The sequence below is a fragment of the Alteribacillus sp. YIM 98480 genome (genome assembly GCF_009765375.1).
GTDB lineage: Bacteria > Bacillota > Bacilli > Bacillales > Marinococcaceae > Alteribacillus.
In genome coordinates, this window is sequence record NZ_VTOK01000007.1 from 101,711 (window position 1) to 119,009 (window position 17,299).

A 17,299-nucleotide genomic window follows, 5' to 3' on the forward strand; every position below is an offset into this window, starting at 1 on the left:
TGTACCTTTAATGCTAAAATAAGCTTGCCGCAATTAGAAGTTGCAGCAAGCCCATTTTTTATTGAAGAGGACAGAAAACCGGGTTTTTAATCATCGTCTTCGGCCTCATCATCGTTATTATTGTTATCTTCGGAGTCTTCTTCTGATTCTTCATTCCCGTTGCTTTCATCATTATCATTATTGTTTTCAATTTCGTCGCCATTGTTTCCATTCTCATTTTCCGTACCGTTATTTTCGTCTTCGTTATTCTCATTTTCACTTTCGCTATTTTCATCATTCTCATTGTCAGAAGTATCTTCATTGTCTTCACGTTGATTGTTCTCGTTTCCCTCGTTTTCATTTTCATCCTCATTCGAATCATCATCAGCTTCTCCACCGCCAGAAGCTGAAGCAGATTCAGTTGATTCCCTTCCCATAGAGTCAACTGCTGTAACGAAAAACGAGCCGCTGCCGTTTACACTTGTAGACGTAGAGGTGTTATCTTCCACTGACTTAATTTTTGACCCGCCACTTGAGTAAATTCGGTACCCTACAATATCATTATCAGGGTGCTGGTTCCAACTGAGTTGGCCATTACTGAAAGAAATCCCGGTAACTTGAGAAGGATTGCGTCCGTTACTCGGAGCATCTTGATCTGCGACAATATTGTCCCAGTCGTCAGGCAGATATTCGCTCATGTTGTCTGCATCAAAGTAATCTTCATTAATAGAAACGCCAGTTTGTGTAAATTCTGATGGAGTAGAGTCATAAGCTTTATACCGTTTGCCGTTAATTGTGACATAGCGTGTTCTATTCAAGCTGTTGTCTCTTTCAGTTGGTACAAATTTTTCATTAAAGTAATCTGTCGTTGTCAGTCCTGCTTCTGAACAAAGAGAGCTAGGAAGTTTGCCAGATATACCGCATATGGTCTGTCGCACAATCCCTTCAGGCTGTTCAAAATTATCATCAATTCCAAACGTCTCTGGATTTGCATCAAAAGCAGCATTCATCATATCGGCCCAAATCCGCTGGGTCCTTGCTCCGTAACTCAAGCCTTTATATGGTGATGAAATCGTCTGTGGATTGTCATAACCAATCCAGGTGCCAAATGTTACATTAGGATTTAAACCGACAAACCACGAATCTTTCGTCTCGTTAGAAGTACCAGTTTTTCCAGCCCAATCTCCGCCAAAGTTCATCATGCCGGGAAGAGCACGTGCTGTTCCACCTGGTTTTAACACATCCCGCAGCATATCTATGGTTAGAAAAGCAGTCTGTGGAGAAAAGACTTTATTATTATCAGGCTCATGCTGGTAGACGGTTTCTCCATTTTTTGTTTCAATCTTTTCAATTAAATATGAATCATGGTATTTCCCTTCGTTTCCAAAAGTGGTAAAAGCGTTTGTATTTTGTTCAACTGTAGCACCGTAAGTTAAACCGCCTATCGATCCAGATTCATAAGGCTCATCCGGTTCAAGCCGTTGAAAGCCCATGTCTATGAGTGCTTGTCTAGATGCTTCATGGTCTACCCGTTGAAAAGTCTTAACTGCTGGAACATTTCTAGATTCCTTTAATGCTTCTCTAACACTCACAAAACCTTGATAACTATCTCCATAGTTGGTGTATTCCCTGCCGTTGCTATACGTACTAGGAACATCAGGAAGTACGGTGCCAGGCTGTACCACCCCTTGGTCAATAGCAGGTCCATAAGCTAATAACGGCTTCATCGTTGAACCATTTTGCCGGTAAGCTTGTGTGGCATGGTTCAAGTTTTCTCTTTCAAAATCACGTCCGCCGACAAAACTTAAAATCGCACCGGTTTGATTATCGATCAAAATAGCTCCTACTTCTTCAGGCTCTACGCCGTCTTCTCCTTGCCTGTCCGGTCCAAACCATTGTGAATCAGCAATGGACCTTTGCATGGCATCATATATGTCTTTCTTAATAGTAAGATGAACATTGTAACCGCCATGCGCTAATTCTGCTTTGGCCTGAGTGAGATATTGAGTAAGGGTTTCCTGCCGTTCATCATCATCTAATTCGTCAACCTCTATGCCATCTTTTTCAAGCAGATCTTCTCGAATAATGCGAGCAGCGCGGTCTTGTGCCTCATACGTAAGGTATGGATAATCTTCAATAAGACTTCCAGAAGGGTCTGTTAAATTTTCTTCAATATCATATTCGAGTGCTTCTTCGTATTCATCTTCTGAAATAAAGCCGTTTTCAAGCATATTGTCTAACACTAAGTGCATACGGTTCATACCAGCTTCAAAATTCTCTTTCACCACTCCGCCATTTTCAAAAGGTGTGTAGACAAAAGGATTTTTAGGGAGTCCTGCGATAAATGCAGATTGAGCAACATTTAATTCTGAGGCCTCGACACCAAATATGCCTTCTGCTGCTGACTGTGCTCCTGCTATATTTCTGCCATCCGCATTACGTCCAAATGGGACAATATTAAGGTAGGCCTCTAGAATTTCTTCTTTTTCAAAGTAATTTTCCACTCGCAGAGCCAGTGCAATTTCTTTCGCTTTCCGGTCAAATGAAACTTCATTGGTTAATAACTGATTTTTAATAATTTGTTGTGTGAGTGTACTTCCGCCGCTTTGTGTGCTGGCTCCAGAAACCTCTTGATAAGTAGCACGCAACAATGCTTTTGGAACGACCCCTTGGTGCTCGAAGAAATATTCGTCTTCGGTTGATATCACTGCGTGAATAAGGTGCTCTGACATTTCATCAAGCGATCGTTCTTTTCGTTCAAGGTCAGATGGTATTTTTCCAAGATATTGATCATCATCAAAATATATATCACTGACCTCTTCGTAATTATAAACTTGTTGTTCAAACTCTTCCTTGCTGTATGCTTCTTGATCTTCCACTAATGATACAAAATAACCTGCACCAGCTCCTCCAAGGAAAAGAGCAAGCATTACCATCAATACAGCCACTATTAATAAAAGATTCCAAAAAACCTGGGATGTGATGTTAATTCCTTTTACAAAGGAATGATTTTTCACATTATCGAGCTTAATATTTAGTTTTTCAAAAAAATTACGCATGTATAATTCCCCCTAAACTTCACCGATATTATAGCATAAGCGAAACGAGCTTCCTATGCGTTTTCCTTATTTTCTACCTAGTCGTTGACATCAACAATAGAAATATGATAAAAGATATATAGTCTAGAATTAAATAAACAAGAGTGTTGAAGGATTGAAGTAGCGTTATTCCTCCCTGTATACAGAGAGCCGGCGGCTGCTGGAAGCCGGTACATAGGAAAAATGCGAATTACGTTCTCGAGCTTCTTTCTTATTATAAATGCAAGTTTTATGATAAGAAAGACGGATACTTCCGTTATTTTAACCAAGTGGAAAGTATTTTTGCTTTCAACAAGGGTGGTACCGCGATATAATCGTCCCTTCTTAAGATGGAGGGGCGTTTTTTATTTTCATTTGTTATTTGAATGAATGTCCTCATTCATTTCTAAATCATTATAAACGAACATTACATAAAACTTCCTGGTTATCGTTTGATTTCCACTTTAGTCAGGCGCTTTCCGGTGCAAACGATACATTGTTCGTTTTTGATAATCTTGATTCATTTCTAAAAAAGGAGAGAAAAAATGGTGGATATTTTAAAAGACTTAGAATTAAGAGGCTTAATTAATCAAGTAACGGATAGAGATGGGCTGAACAATTTGTTGAATGATAAACAGATAACGATGTATTGTGGTTTCGATCCGACTGGGGACAGTCTTCACATCGGACATCTGCTTACAATCATAACGCTGCGCCGGTTTCAGTTAGCTGGGCATAAGCCGCTCGCCCTAGTTGGAGGAGCTACTGGATTAATTGGTGATCCAAGCGGAAAAAAAGCAGAACGAACCTTAAATGAGGAAGACGTCGTACGGATGTATAGTGACCGGATCAAAGGACAGCTCCAAAAGTACCTTGATTTTGAAGGCGGGGACAAAGCCGAGGTAGTAAACAACTATGACTGGATTGGGAACATGAGTGTCGTTTCCTTTTTAAGAGATGTAGGGAAACACTTTGGTTTAAATTATATGCTTGCCAAAGAATCAGTGGAATCACGGATACAGTCCGGTATTTCATTTACAGAGTTCAGCTATCAAATTTTGCAGTCTTTGGATTTTTATCATTTAAACAAAGAAAAAGGATGTCAGCTTCAAATAGGCGGCAGTGACCAATGGGGAAACATTACCGCAGGACTTGAGCTGATTCGCCGGATAAAAGGCGGAGAAGAAGGAGAACAGCCTGATGCATACGGATTTACGATTCCACTCGTAACAAAAGCAGATGGAACGAAATTTGGAAAGACAGAAGGCGGGGCAGTTTGGCTTGATCCTGATAAAACATCTCCGTACGAGTTTTATCAATTCCTTATAAACACCGATGACCGCGACGTGATGAAATTTATTAAATACTTTACATTTCTAGAGGAAACAGAAATAGAGGAGTTAGAGGAAGAGCTAAAGACACGTCCAGAAGAACGCAAAGCTCACCGTAGACTTGCTGAAGAGGTCACTCGCTTTGTGCATGGAGAAAACGCACTCCGGCAGGCCCAGCACATTTCACAAGCATTATTTGGCGGAGGAGACTTAAAAGAGTTATCAGCTGAAGAAGTAAAACAGGGATTTAAAGATGTGCCTCATCATGTCGTAGAAGAAGAGGAGAAAGGTCTTATCGATTTATTAGTGGAAGCGAAAATATCTTCCTCCAAACGGCAGGCAAGAGAAGATATAAAAAACGGTGCGGTTTACATTAATGGGGATCGCTGCCAAGAATTAGACAAAGTAATAAGTAAAGAAGACAAAATTGACGATGCCTTTACTATCATTCGCCGCGGGAAAAAGAAATACTTCTTAATTCAATACAAGTAAAAAAACAGCCTGGGACCGTTTCATTTGGTTCCAGGTTGTTTTTTGGCTCTTTGTCCCATATGAAAAAAATTACCTTCGAAAAGTTTGATCAGTCATTGCTTTTGCAGGGTGGGTCGTAAAGTTGATTTCCTCCGCTGAACCTCTTAATAAGTGGTTTTGGAGGGCTGGACGGATATTGCTCGATTGGGGTTTGTTAATGGAAAGCAAAGATCAGCTTTCCATATGCCGCCCCTCCAGGACTTGTCGCTCGTGAGCAAGGCGCTTGTGCTTTTCTTAGTTGAAACAATCTCTAAAAAAGAACCTTTCATATCAAGGGTTTTGGCCTTATGCGAGTAAATTTTTGGTCCTAATTTGGCCCCAAATTAGTGCATTATCTTGCATTTTTGTGCAAACTAGATAAAAATAAAAAAACCCCTAAAACGTTGATATAACAACATTTGAAGGGGTTTTGTGTGTTAACCTGCAAACTATATAGATTAACGAGAGTAGTACTCAACGATAAGCGCTTCTGTAATTTCAGAAGGCAGCTCAGAGCGCTCAGGGAAACGGTTATATGTTCCTTCGAGCTTCTCTTCGTCGAATGTCAAATACTCAGGCACGAAGTTGTTTACTTCGACTGCTTCTTTTACCGCAGAAAGGTTGCGGGATTTTTCACGAAGTCCAATTGTTTGGTTTGGTTTCACGCGGTAAGATGGAATATCAACACGACCTCCATCTACAGTTACGTGACCATGTGTTACAAGCTGGCGTGCAGCACGGCGTGTGCGTGCAAGACCGAGACGGTAAACGAGGTTGTCAAGACGGGATTCAAGCAAAATCATGAAGTTTTCGCCGTGTACCCCAGACATTTTACCTGCTTGCTCGAACAATTTGCGGAATTGGCGTTCGTTCAAACCGTACATAAAACGAAGCTTTTGCTTTTCTTGAAGTTGCAAGCCGTACTCGGAAAGCTTTTTCCGTTGAGTAGGGCCATGTTCACCCGGTGCATAAGGGCGTTTTTCTAATTCTTTTCCTGTACCGCTAAGAGAAATGCCAAAACGGCGTGATTTTTTCCAAGTTGGTCCTGTATAACGTGCCATACAAGAAGCCTCCTCTATATTTAAAAGTATTGGAAAAAGAACAACATCGACAATCCCCTGACATGCTCATTTTGTTTTTATGCATCTTCGCCTCGACAGCTAGAGGTTACACAATGCCCCTTAAACCAATCACTCAGCCGCAGATTTAAGGAACAAAATGAAAAGGGTGCACATATCAAGTTTGTCCTGGCTGTCTTTTACACAAAGGCCATTATATAACTTTAATCGTTCAAAGTCAAACATAAAAAATGCTTATATTGCAATACAAAAAACGAGCCTCTAAAGTATTATATCGATTCCAGTGGGAGGGAAAAATCAATCATTGAATCACTTGGTGCTCTGTCAATACCATTCACTTATGTGCTAACTGCTTTTTATCTTATCTATCTAAATATGGAAAGTTGGAACCAAATATTGAAAAACGTTCCTTACAACCTTCAGGGGATGCTGCTCCGTTAATAATCTCTTATAAATGATTTGTTAAAACCGCTGCAAATTGTTCAAGGTGCTGTTGTTCTTCTTCCAAAAATCTATTGTGAACAGGGCTGTCAATATCCAATACGCCAATCAATTGATCTTCTTTTATAAGGGGAACAACGATTTCAGAACGAGTCGCTCCATCACATGCAATATGTCCAGGAAAGGCAGTCACATCAGCTACCCTGACTGTATTGCGCTCAAATGCTGCTGTACCGCATACTCCCTTATTCATAGGAATTCTCACACATGCAGGAAGGCCTTGAAAAGGACCGAGCACAAGCTCTTCTTCTTCGGAATGATATAAATAAAAACCTACCCAGTTAACCTCACTGAGAAATTGATTTAATAAAGCTGCAGCGTTTGATAAATTAGCTGTTTGATCGGTTTCTCCTTCAAGTAACGCTTCAAGCTGCTTAAGCAATAAAGCATATCCTTCTTGCAACGTGCCTTTATATTCAATCTGTTGAAACAATTGATTTCTCTCCTTTTTGACAATAAATCTGAATAATACAAGTTTATCACATAGAATTAGCTTCGTCTGCTATGCGATTTTGCCGAATAAGCATTGAAAGTGTCGAGATTTTTTTGAAGGGTTATTGGGAAGAAAGAAGGAATTATTCATTAGAAAGTTAAATTTTGTGATTTGAGAGTTTCTACATTGTATACAAAGGAGGCGATGGCATTGTCCGCCACCGAAAGCACCAAGGAAAAAATGTTAGAAGCTGCGACGATTCTTTTTACGAGTAAAGGATTTCATGGTACATCGATTAGAGAAATAGCCGCAAAAACAGGAGTGAACATTTCGCTTGTTTCCTATTACTTTGGAGGAAAACAAGGCTTGCTTGAGGCATTAATGACCGATTTTCTTGAAGGGTATATGAGTGAATTGGAACAGGCCGTAAAAGTCACCCATACAGATGCTTATGAAAAAATGCTGTACATGGCAGAGAGAAGCTTAACTTACATGCAGCAGCGACATTTGCGTGCACGATTTGTATTACGTGAAATGACATTAGATTCCACTCTGATCCGGGAGATAACGAGTACGTACCTCATGAAAGAAAAGCATTTATATTCTATTGTTTTGAAAAAAGGAATACAGGAAGGGACGTTTGCCCCCATACCTGTCAGCTGGACCATTATGCAATTTAGAGGAATGGTGATCATGCCTTATTTACATCACCAGTATGTTAGAGAAGTGTTTCACCTTCAGCCCCAGCAGCCTCATTTTATTACGGTATATCGAAAAGAATTAAGAGAATGGGCCTGCAAAGTATTGTTAAGAGAACAGAAGAAAAAACAGGAACCGGCAGCTTTTGCGGCAAATGCAAATGAGCAGCAGGCCGATTATGTTCATCCATAATTTAATCTTCAAAAGCAGCAAGCGCTTCTATTCCTTGCATTAATTCTTTTTCCTGGTGTGCATCCGATCCATATATTAAGGGGATGCCTCTTTTTTTTGCTTCTAAAGCAATAGCAGGTGGAGGATAAGGTTCTCTGCACAGCGGCTTAGCTGTGCCTGCTCCGTTATAATCAAGTTCCATCCCGTTTTTTTGAACTTCATCCAAAAGAGAGAGTGCGTTTTTCTCAATTTCCATTCCTATATAGCGCTGCTGAAATTTTTTAATAAGAGTGATATGACCAAGTCTTTTAGGTTTATGTCTGCCTAAATCACTTCTAATAGATTGATGCAGCGTTTGAAAATAAAGATCGACGGTATTTTCAATAGAACCTGTTTTTCGCACTAATTGTTCAAAACTTTCCGGGCTGTAATCTAAACATGTATAGTCTCCCTCGTATAAGAGAAAGTGAACAGATAATATACTATCGTCAAGCAGCGGGCCTGTTTCTTCGAGAAATGCCTTCGTTTCATGCTCAAATCCTTCAATAAAATCTACTTCGAGCCCGGTGAATATTTCAATTTCATGGTGGTATTCCTTCTTCAATTTCTCAATGTTTTCTATGTATGAGGATAGTTTTACATATGGCATAGCACTGTCTTTTTCAGGAACTGGGTCAACAAATCCAGGAGGGAGCGGAGCATGCTCTGCAAACGTAATCGTTTGAAGACCTTCTGAGATACAGTGTTCGATATATTGTTTAAAAGAATCTTTAGACCCATGCGGACAGAAAGGAGTATGAATATGTCCGTCTCTCGTAATTTTCAATGTAAAATCCCCCTCTCATGTAGTAATTCATGTTTTATTTCTTTAAAAGATGAAAGAAAAATTATCCTGTAATTTTCACATGAAAAAAACATTCCATGTTATCATATAATTGAATTTCTTTATCTGCAAACTAAAGTTTTAAAAAAAGTATATCAGAAAAAGCAGGAATTTAGATGTGTGTGACGAAAAAAATCATTACTAATAAATTATGCGACATAGCGGCGGTAAAACTGGAGTGAAGGCTCATGATGGTATATGTGATATTAACGGCAGCTTTAATAATTGCTGTAATAATTATTTATGGAGCTGTTTCAAGAAAAAAGATATATAAAGAAGTTGATCGTCTTGAACAATGGAAGACAAAAATCGCCAACCAGCCCGTAGCTGATGAGATAGCTAAAGTTAAAGGACTTACTATGTCAGGGGAAACCGAGGAAAAGTTTGAAGAATGGCGTAAGGAGTGGGATGACATTGTCGGATCTCATCTTCCTGATATTGAAGAAGCCCTGTTTGATATTGAAGAATGGGCAAATAAATATCGTTTCCGAAAATCAAAAGAGCTTTTAGAAGCAGTTGGAGTTCAGTTGAAGGATATTGATTCTCATATTCTTAATATTTTTAATGAAGTTGAACATTTAATACATAGTGAAGAAGAAAATAGGACTGGGATTACGGAAACAAAAGAAAAATTTTCTTCCATACGACAATATATTACGCAAAACTGGCTATCTTTGGGAAGGACAGCACGTATATTTGAAAACCACATGAATGAATTAAAAGATATGATGGCTGTGTTTGATCAAGAAACAGAAGCAGGAAACTACATGAAAGCCAATCATATTTTAAACGAACTAAATGAAAAACTTCGTAAAACGGAACAACAAGTAAATGAGGTCCCGGCTCTGTTAGTGGAAGTGGAAGCGGAACTGCCTGAGGAATGTAAGGACGTACAATACGGCATGGAAGAAATGGAAAGCAAAGGCTATCAACTTGACCATTTTGATTTCCACAGCAAATTAGAGGAGTTTCGAAACGAATTTCCAGTCTTGAGTAAAGCTGTGGCTGATTTAGAACTAGAAAGAGTTCAAGACCGGGTTCAGGAGATTCGCAATTACTTTGATCATATTTATCAAACATTGGAGAAAGAAGTAGAAGCACGCCGTTTTGTAGAGGTTCAAACAATGGAAGCACGGGAGGAAATAGACCGTCTTGAAATCCAGTTAAATGAACTCCAGCAAGAACGAGAAAAAGTGAAAATGAGTTACCGTATTCCTGATGAAGAAGATAAACGGCAAAAGAAAGCAGAAAACGGTATGGAAGGAACCCTGAAAAATTGGCGGGTTTTCCGAGACATGTATGAGTATCGCAAGCAATCATTTACCGGATTAAAAGAGAATTTGGAATCGTTAAAACAAGAGATAAATACATTAGATAAGAATATTCGAAATTCCAAAGAGCAGCTGTATACGCTGCGAAAAGATGAACTTAAAGCTCTAGAAACTTTGAAAACATTGCGTCGTCAATTGCTGCAGGACAGAATGAAATTAGAACGTTCGCTGCTTCCTAAAATTCCATCCATTCTTTTAAATGAAGTAGACGCCGCAGAGGAGAGATTAGAAGCTGCCGTATCGGCTCTTGAAGAAGTGCCGGTAGAAATGGGCAGAGTTAATGCAGCTGCTGAAGATGCAGAACATCTTGTCAATAAAGTTCATCAAGAATTAAGAACAACTTTAGAACAAGCTCGTCTTGCTGAACGGGCCATTCAATATGGCAATAAATATCGAAGCCAATCCCTTTCAATCGATGAGAAGCTTTTACAAGCAGAAGATCATTTTCGAAAAGGATATTATGATGAAGCTGTTCATACGGCCATTGGAGCTGTTGAACAAAAAGATCCCAATGCATTAGAGAATATAAGCGGGAGGTACTGACCGTATTATCATTTTTTAGGTCTTTTTGTCTAAATATAACCCTTGTTCACATACGAAAGTTCGATATTTCCTTCGCTTTTTCTACATCAAATGATATAATAGTCACAGTAGGAAGGAGGAAGGATGGATGCAGCATATTTATAAGGCAGCTGTTGTGATCGTTCTTTGTTTTACCGTTTTAGGAGCAGCAGGGGTTATGTTTTATGTGGAGAAAGAAGACACAGCAGTTGAACAAAAATCAACCGAAGAGCTTGCGGCAGAACTTGATCAGGAATTGGGTATTACTCCGTCCGAACAAAATTCTTCTTCAAGTGATGAATCCAGGCGCGAAGAAAATGACAATGAGGACAATAAGGAGGACGAAGGTGCGGTTAATGAAAACAGCCCTTCGGATGAGAAAAGCAATGCTTCTCGTTCTAACTCGCTAGCTTTACAAAATGGAAACGATTATAGCTCCCAGGCGATACACATTGCCTCAGAAGAAGGGACGATTTCCGTGGACGAGCTGCTTGAAATAATAAATGAATAACCGAACAATGAAAAGCTGAACCTTTTATAAAGGCCAGCTTTTTTCACTGTAAAATATAATATATACATCAAAAATTTTTCAATAGCCTTAACGAATAAAAAACCGGGACAATTACATTTTTTCTTACACTGATAGGAAAGTATAAAATTTTAGCGAAGCGAAAGATACCATGTTTCATAAGGAATTTCACGGCAAATAGGATTTTTCTAAAGGTATGATTATGTGTTACTATATAGTGTCGCATCCTAAAATCAGGAACAGTTAAGGAAGGATAAAAAATGGAAAATGATATGAACGGTTTGTTTAGCCAAAACGATTTGGTTAGGGATGCCGTTTTGAGCATCACCATGCGTTATTATTTTCCTAAAATAGAAGAACCTGTGAGGAAAAGGGGCAGGAAAAATGGTGTACTTAGACAATAGTGCCACAACTAAACCATGGCAGGAAGTACTGCAAGCTTATCAAGAAGCAGCTTCCTCATACTTTGGCAATCCGTCTTCGCTTCATAAACCAGGTGTAGAAGCGGAAACGTTATTAAATAAAGCAAGAGAGTCTGTGGCCGGCTTATTAAAAACAAAAACAGAAGAGATTGTGTTTACTTCCGGTGGAACAGAGGGGAATAATCTTGCCATTAAAGGAACAGCTTTAGAGCATAGAAATAGGGGCAGACACTTAATTACGACAACGGTCGAGCATCCATCTGTAAAAGAAGCGTTTTGGCAATTAGAGGCATTTGGATTCGAAGTAACTTATGTTTCAGTCGACCGAGAAGGAAGAGTTCGTCCAGAAGACATAGAGAAAGAAGTTCGAGATGATACGACGCTCGTTTCGGTTATTCATGTGAATAATGAGATTGGAACGATTCAACCCATTCAAGAAATAGGAGAACGCTTAGAAAAGTTTCCGAAGCTGTATTTTCATACCGACCACGTCCAAGGTGCAGCCCATGTGCCTTTGGATCTCTATGCAGCAAAAGTGGATTTATGCACCATTTCCGGACATAAATTCCACGGTGTAAAAGGAACAGGCGTATTATTTATGAAAGAGGGCACTGTTCTTTCCCCGTTGTTCCATGGAGGAACGCAAGAACAAACATATCGGGCTGGTACGGAAAACGTACCCGGTATTACAGCTATGGCAAAAGCTCTTCGTATATCCAGGCAGCGTTTAGCTACAGAAGAACAACGCCTTTGTCAATTGAAAGATTATTTGATTCATCGTTTACAGGAGATGGAAGAAGCAGAGGTAAATACACCTAATGAAGGTGCAGCACCTCACATCGTAAATGTGTCGTTTCCAGGATTAAAACCTGAAGTTATTATTCAAGAACTAACGAAACGAGATTTTCACTTGTCCACTAAATCGGCCTGTTCATCAAAGCTGCAAGAGCCAAGTGCCGTTGTTGAAGCTGCCGGTTTAGGTCTAGCACGAGCTGAAAGTGCTATTAGAGCTAGTTTTTCTTTTGATACTACCGAACAAGAAATAACTGAGCTTTTAGAAATTTTTCATGAAATCATACCAGAAATGAAAAAGGTAATGGGAGCGAAACGCTAATGAAATATGATCACATTTTAATTCGTTACGGCGAGCTTGCCTTGAAAGGGAGAAACCGCAGCGATTTCGAAAAAAAATTGAAAGAAAATATACAGTTTGCTATACGTGAACATCCCAGCTGTAAAGTGCGGCGGACATATGGCCGGATGATGATTGAATTGAATGAAGAAAAACCAGGTCCGGTAATGGAAAAGCTAAGGCACATTTTTGGTATCTCTTCCTTTAGTTTAGCGATGAAAGCGAACAACGAAATAGAAGCAATTAAAGAAGCAGCACTGCAAGCTTTTTTACAGCACGAAGGAAGAAAAGGAACATTTAAAGTTAGTGCCCGCCGTTCCTATAAACCGTTTCCGGTTCGATCTCAAGATTTAAACCAGTATATTGGCGGTCACATTCTTCGCAACACAGACGAAGTAACCGTGGATGTGCATCATCCTGATGTAGAAGTAGTGGTAGAAGTGAGGGAGCAAGGCACGTATATCACTTGCGGCAGAATGGCAGGCTCAGGCGGGCTGCCAGTTGGTACAGCCGGGAAAGTAGCACTTATGCTTTCCGGAGGAATTGACAGTCCGGTCGCTGGATATTTAGCAATGAAAAGAGGAGCTGAATTAGAAGCAGTACATTTTCACAGCCCTCCTTATACAAATGAACGAGCAAGAAAAAAAGTAGAAGATTTAACAAAAATATTAACAAGCTTTGGCGGGCGGATCAGGCTGCACGTTGTTCCATTCACAGAACTTCAAAAAGCCATTCATGCCAACATTCCATCGAATTATGCCATGACGATTATGCGGCGTATGATGCTTCGTATCACAGAAAAAATAGCAGATAAACAAAATGCTAAAGCGATTGTAAATGGTGAAAGTCTCGGACAAGTTGCTTCGCAAACCCTAGAGAGCATGCACACGATTAATGAAGTAACTAACATGCCTATTTTAAGACCTTTAATAACAATGGACAAACAAGAAGTAGTGGAAATTGCCGAAAAAATAGGCACTTATTCCACATCCGTTCTGCCATATGAAGATTGCTGTACGATCTTTCTGCCTTCTGATTCAGTGACAAAACCGCGTCGAGATAAAGCAGCCAGGTTCGAGGAAGCCTTTGATTTTGAGCCGTTTATTGAAGAGACCGTGAAAAAAGTCGAAACATTAAACATTGGAAGCGAAGAAGAAAGCGCCGATCAACAAATGGATGATCTCTTATAATACGTCACTGTCTCCCCCAATCATGTAAATGGCGGGAGACTTTTTGTATATTTTAGGGAAGGTTACTTTTTTAAGGGTTAAAGTATTTCATAAGGACCCGGCATCAAGTCCAGTTTTTCTATTATTATTGCAACAGATGACACATCAATATAATTATTGTACGTTAATAAAGGTGAAACTTTTATGGATGATATTCGTAAACAGTTATGGAAAGTTGGTGTTATAACAGGTGGGAACGCTATGGTTTAATGGAAAAATATATACGATGGAACATGAAAAAGAAAGTACTGAAGCTGTCTATACTGATAAAGGGAAAATAGTGGCCATAGGACAAAAACAGATGTTAGAGCGAAAATATTCCACTATTGACCGCCGCATTGACTTAAAAAATGCAGTCATGTTTCCTGGTTTTACCGATAGTCATTTACATATGATTGGACTAGGGGAAACTATGCTGCGATTAGATCTGTCTTCATTCAAGGACGCTGGTGCCATGAAAAACGCTTTAGCAGAAAAAGCCGGCATGCTAAAAGAAGGGCAATGGCTGATTGGAGAAGGGTGGAACGAAAATAATTTTGCAGATAGAAAAATATTTCACAAAGCAGAATTAGATGAAATCGCTCCGAAAAATCCTATTTTGCTGACGAGAATTTGCCGGCATGCTGCTCTTGCAAATTCCATTGCATTGGATAAAGCGAGGATTCATAAAGAGACACCTGACCCATCAGGGGGCATCATCGTCAGAGATGCCAATGGCGAAGAAACCGGATACTTGCTGGATCAAGCTGCAGATTTAGTGAAAGCAGTACAGCCGCCCGTAAGTGATAAAGAGTTAAAAAAAGCATTAGATTCGGCCGTTTCGCATATGGTGGCAAAAGGTCTAACCGGCGGACACACAGAGGATTTAAATTATTACGGTGGTTTTCAACGAACCTTTCAAGCCTTTCAAGATGTTATCAATGATAAGCAGTGGAAGTTTAGAGCCAATCTGCTTGTCCATCATGAAGTATTGGATGACTTCAGGCAGCTTGGATATGAATATGGCCCTGTAAACGACTTTCTATCATTTGGAGCCGTGAAAATTTTCGCTGATGGGGCGCTTGGAGGAAGGACAGCGCTTTTACGCCATCCCTATAATGATTCTCCAGACACTTATGGTGTAGCTATCCATTCCAAAGAACATTTAAAAGAACTGGTTAAAAAAGCGCGCGATATAAACATGCCGGCTGCTATCCACACAATAGGTGATTTAGCATTAGAATATGCGGTGGAAGCCCTTGAAGCACATCCAGTTCCTATGGGCAAAAAGGATCGAATTATACATGCTCAAATTACGCCTCCTGACTTAATAGAAAGATTAAAAGCATTAGATGTCGTCTTGGACCTACAGCCGCGTTTCGTGTTGTCCGACTTTCCTTGGGTAGAAGAAAGACTTGGTGCAGCCAGATTGTCTTATTCATTCGCTTGGAAGACTCTGCTCGACAGAGGAGTGGAATGTGCCGGAAGTTCAGATGCCCCAATTGAACCAGTTGATCCGTTAGAAGGAATTCAAGCAGCCATTACTAGAAAAAATCAATACGAAACCCACAGCGGCTATCTTCCTGAACAAAAGCTAAGTCCTTATGAAGCGGTATCTCTTTATACGACAGGAAGTGCGAAAGCAATTGGGAAAGAAAAAGAACTGGGAAAAATAGCCCCGGGTTATGCCGCCGACTTTACTATTTTAGATCAAGACATTTTGAATATATGCGCAGAGGATATTATGAAAACCACTGTTAAAGGAACAGTGGTTGCCGAAGAATTTCAATACAATAACTTGGATAAAAACGAAGAATAGAGGAGGACTTTAAATGAGCGGGAAAAGGTGGCTTGCTCTTGGAATCGCAGCACTGCTGCTCGCAGTATCAATAGGGTTCCAATTTGTAACGACCATGGCATCTGCTAATTTCGAGAACATGTTTGGCGGAAGCGATGATGGCATTGAAGAAGAAATCATGCAAGAAGGACAGCCGCAAGAAAAAATAGCAGTAATTGATATTGAAGGAGTCATTCAAGATACAGGTAATACTCCTTCTTTTATGAATCAAAGCATGTATAATCACCGCCAATTTATGAAAATGCTTGAAAGCGCTGGGGAAAATCCTAATATAAACGGAATTATCCTGCGCGTAAATACACCTGGAGGCGGTGTCGTTGAAAGTGCAGAGATACATGACAAAGTGCAAGAGATACAAGAAGAAAATGGGAAACCTGTTTATGTATCGATGGGAAACACGGCTGCATCAGGCGGATATTATGTAGCAGCTCCGGCCGATAAAATTGTTGCTCACCCTGCGACTGTAACCGGGTCTATTGGCGTTATAATGCAAAGTATTAATTTTGCAGAATTAGCGGATGAGTTAGGGATAGAATTTACTACAATTAAAAGTGGCCCGTTTAAAGACATTATGTCTGGAAATCGTGAAATGACAGAGGAAGAAGAAGACATACTTCAATCGCTGGTAGACGACTTTTACAGTGATTTTGTAAATGTGATTGCAAATGGACGCGGGATGTCTGAAGAAGAAGTTCGTGAAATAGGTGATGGCCGCGTGTATTCCGGAAAGCAGGCAGAGGAACTAGATTTAGTCGATGAATTAGGTTCGCTTGAAGACACTATAACATTGATGGAAGAAGACCAGGGGCTAAACAATCCGCAAGTCGTACGATATCATGGTGCGTTTACATTGAATCAATTTATCGGAACTTCCGCTCGCAGCTTGATTGTAAATGATGCTGAGCTGTTAGGAATAAAAGAACTGCTAATGGACTCAGAAACGCCGCGCGCCATGTATTTATACACAGATTAAGGAGGTGCACGGAATGGAAAATAATAATCAAAATGTAGATCAAAACGATAAGAAGTACTCGGAATATAATGCGCAGCAAAGAGAGGAATTTTCTAACGATTACGAGGAAACCCCGGCACCTTCTTTAGCAGATGAAGAAAAAGAATGTACTCCTCCTAGACGGTACGCCGGTTTTTGGATGAGATTTTGGGCGTATCTATTTGATTTGCTTATCGTATTCAGTATAAACGGTCTGCTTCTAAGTCCATTAATGTTTCTCGATAGCCAACCGGTAAACATACTCGGCTTTTTTACGCTGCAAGGCGTTCTTAGTGCGATCACATCTTATGTTTATTTTCTATTGATGACAAAATGGTTAGGTCAAACGCTTGGAAAAATAATTTTCGGATTGAAAGTAGTGCGTAAGAATGCAGCACCTCTAACGTGGCCCGACCTAATATTTCGAGAAGTAGTAGGCCGTTTTATACATCGAAGCCTTGTGATTACGAACATTATTTATATCGTTGTTGGATTTACAAATGAAAAACAAGGTATACATGATATGTTTGGAGATACGAGAGTAATTCATGTCGAAAAATAATCCAAAGAAGCCTTTCCCACAAGGAAGTTATGGGGAGGGCTT

14 protein-coding genes and 1 other annotated feature are annotated in these 17,299 nt (G+C 39.9%); of the genes, 10 read left to right on the top strand and 4 right to left on the bottom strand.

Going from position 1 to position 17,299, the window contains the following annotated elements; genetic code table 11:
- Positions 1 to 86: 86 nt before the first annotated feature.
- A complete protein-coding gene (locus FZF09_RS10560) occupies positions 87 to 3,038 on the bottom strand; it encodes a transglycosylase domain-containing protein (RefSeq protein WP_158736566.1) in 2,952 nt (983 codons plus the stop codon).
- A 137-nt stretch (positions 3,039 to 3,175) separates the two neighbouring features.
- Positions 3,176 to 3,402: a binding site (T-box leader), on the top strand.
- A gap of 199 nt (positions 3,403 to 3,601) precedes the next feature.
- Here FZF09_RS10560 and tyrS point away from each other — a divergent pair.
- The gene (tyrS, locus tag FZF09_RS10565; protein WP_304503061.1) at positions 3,602 to 4,879 is read left to right on the top strand and encodes a tyrosine--tRNA ligase; all 1,278 of its coding nucleotides are present in this window, start codon (positions 3,602 to 3,604) and stop codon (positions 4,877 to 4,879) included.
- A 476-nt stretch (positions 4,880 to 5,355) separates the two neighbouring features.
- On the opposite strand, the gene rpsD is transcribed toward tyrS, so the two are convergent.
- Together rpsD and FZF09_RS10575 are read right to left on the bottom strand one after the other, a co-directional pair.
- Entirely contained in the window at positions 5,356 to 5,958 is a 603-nt protein-coding gene (gene rpsD, locus FZF09_RS10570) for a 30S ribosomal protein S4 (RefSeq protein WP_091581700.1), read from the bottom strand.
- A gap of 466 nt (positions 5,959 to 6,424) precedes the next feature.
- Entirely contained in the window at positions 6,425 to 6,910 is a 486-nt protein-coding gene (locus FZF09_RS10575; protein WP_158736567.1) for a GAF domain-containing protein, read from the bottom strand.
- A gap of 210 nt (positions 6,911 to 7,120) precedes the next feature.
- Here FZF09_RS10575 and refZ point away from each other — a divergent pair, with 210 nt between their 5' ends.
- Positions 7,121 to 7,801 carry a forespore capture DNA-binding protein RefZ gene (gene refZ, locus FZF09_RS10580; protein WP_158736568.1) on the top strand — a complete coding sequence of 227 codons (681 nt, stop codon included), beginning with the start codon at positions 7,121 to 7,123 and terminating at the stop codon, positions 7,799 to 7,801.
- A gap of 1 nt (position 7,802) precedes the next feature.
- Here refZ and hisJ read toward each other — a convergent pair whose 3' ends face one another.
- Positions 7,803 to 8,600 (bottom strand): histidinol-phosphatase HisJ, encoded by a 798-nt coding sequence (gene hisJ, locus FZF09_RS10585; RefSeq protein WP_158736688.1) that lies wholly within the window; start codon positions 8,598 to 8,600, stop codon positions 7,803 to 7,805.
- Positions 8,601 to 8,851: 251 nt separating this feature from the next.
- Between hisJ and FZF09_RS10590 the strand changes: the two genes are divergently transcribed.
- From FZF09_RS10590 to FZF09_RS10625, 8 genes are all read left to right on the top strand, one after another.
- Positions 8,852 to 10,537: a septation ring formation regulator EzrA gene (locus FZF09_RS10590; RefSeq protein WP_158736569.1), complete on the top strand. Its 1,686-nt coding sequence runs from the start codon at positions 8,852 to 8,854 to the stop codon at positions 10,535 to 10,537.
- 127 nt (positions 10,538 to 10,664) lie between these two features.
- Positions 10,665 to 11,066 carry a hypothetical protein gene (locus FZF09_RS10595; RefSeq protein ID WP_158736570.1) on the top strand — a complete coding sequence of 134 codons (402 nt, stop codon included), beginning with the start codon at positions 10,665 to 10,667 and terminating at the stop codon, positions 11,064 to 11,066.
- Positions 11,067 to 11,344: 278 nt separating this feature from the next.
- Positions 11,345 to 11,488 carry a hypothetical protein gene (locus FZF09_RS10600; RefSeq protein ID WP_158736571.1) on the top strand — a complete coding sequence of 48 codons (144 nt, stop codon included), beginning with the start codon at positions 11,345 to 11,347 and terminating at the stop codon, positions 11,486 to 11,488.
- Positions 11,469 to 12,620, top strand: coding sequence for a cysteine desulfurase family protein (locus tag FZF09_RS10605; protein WP_158736572.1), 1,152 nt, complete (start codon positions 11,469 to 11,471; stop codon positions 12,618 to 12,620). Before FZF09_RS10600 ends, FZF09_RS10605 begins: the two co-directional genes overlap by 20 nt.
- The gene (gene thiI, locus FZF09_RS10610; protein WP_158736573.1) at positions 12,620 to 13,828 is read left to right on the top strand and encodes a tRNA uracil 4-sulfurtransferase ThiI; all 1,209 of its coding nucleotides are present in this window, start codon (positions 12,620 to 12,622) and stop codon (positions 13,826 to 13,828) included. The genes FZF09_RS10605 and thiI overlap by 1 nt, the downstream gene beginning before the upstream one ends.
- Positions 13,829 to 14,057: 229 nt before the next feature.
- Entirely contained in the window at positions 14,058 to 15,665 is a 1,608-nt protein-coding gene (locus tag FZF09_RS10615; RefSeq protein WP_158736574.1) for an amidohydrolase, read from the top strand.
- Positions 15,666 to 15,678: 13 nt separating this feature from the next.
- The gene (sppA, locus tag FZF09_RS10620; protein ID WP_158736575.1) at positions 15,679 to 16,677 is read left to right on the top strand and encodes a signal peptide peptidase SppA; all 999 of its coding nucleotides are present in this window, start codon (positions 15,679 to 15,681) and stop codon (positions 16,675 to 16,677) included.
- A 13-nt stretch (positions 16,678 to 16,690) separates the two neighbouring features.
- Positions 16,691 to 17,257, top strand: coding sequence for an RDD family protein (locus FZF09_RS10625; protein ID WP_158736576.1), 567 nt, complete (start codon positions 16,691 to 16,693; stop codon positions 17,255 to 17,257).
- Positions 17,258 to 17,299: the final 42 nt, after the last annotated feature.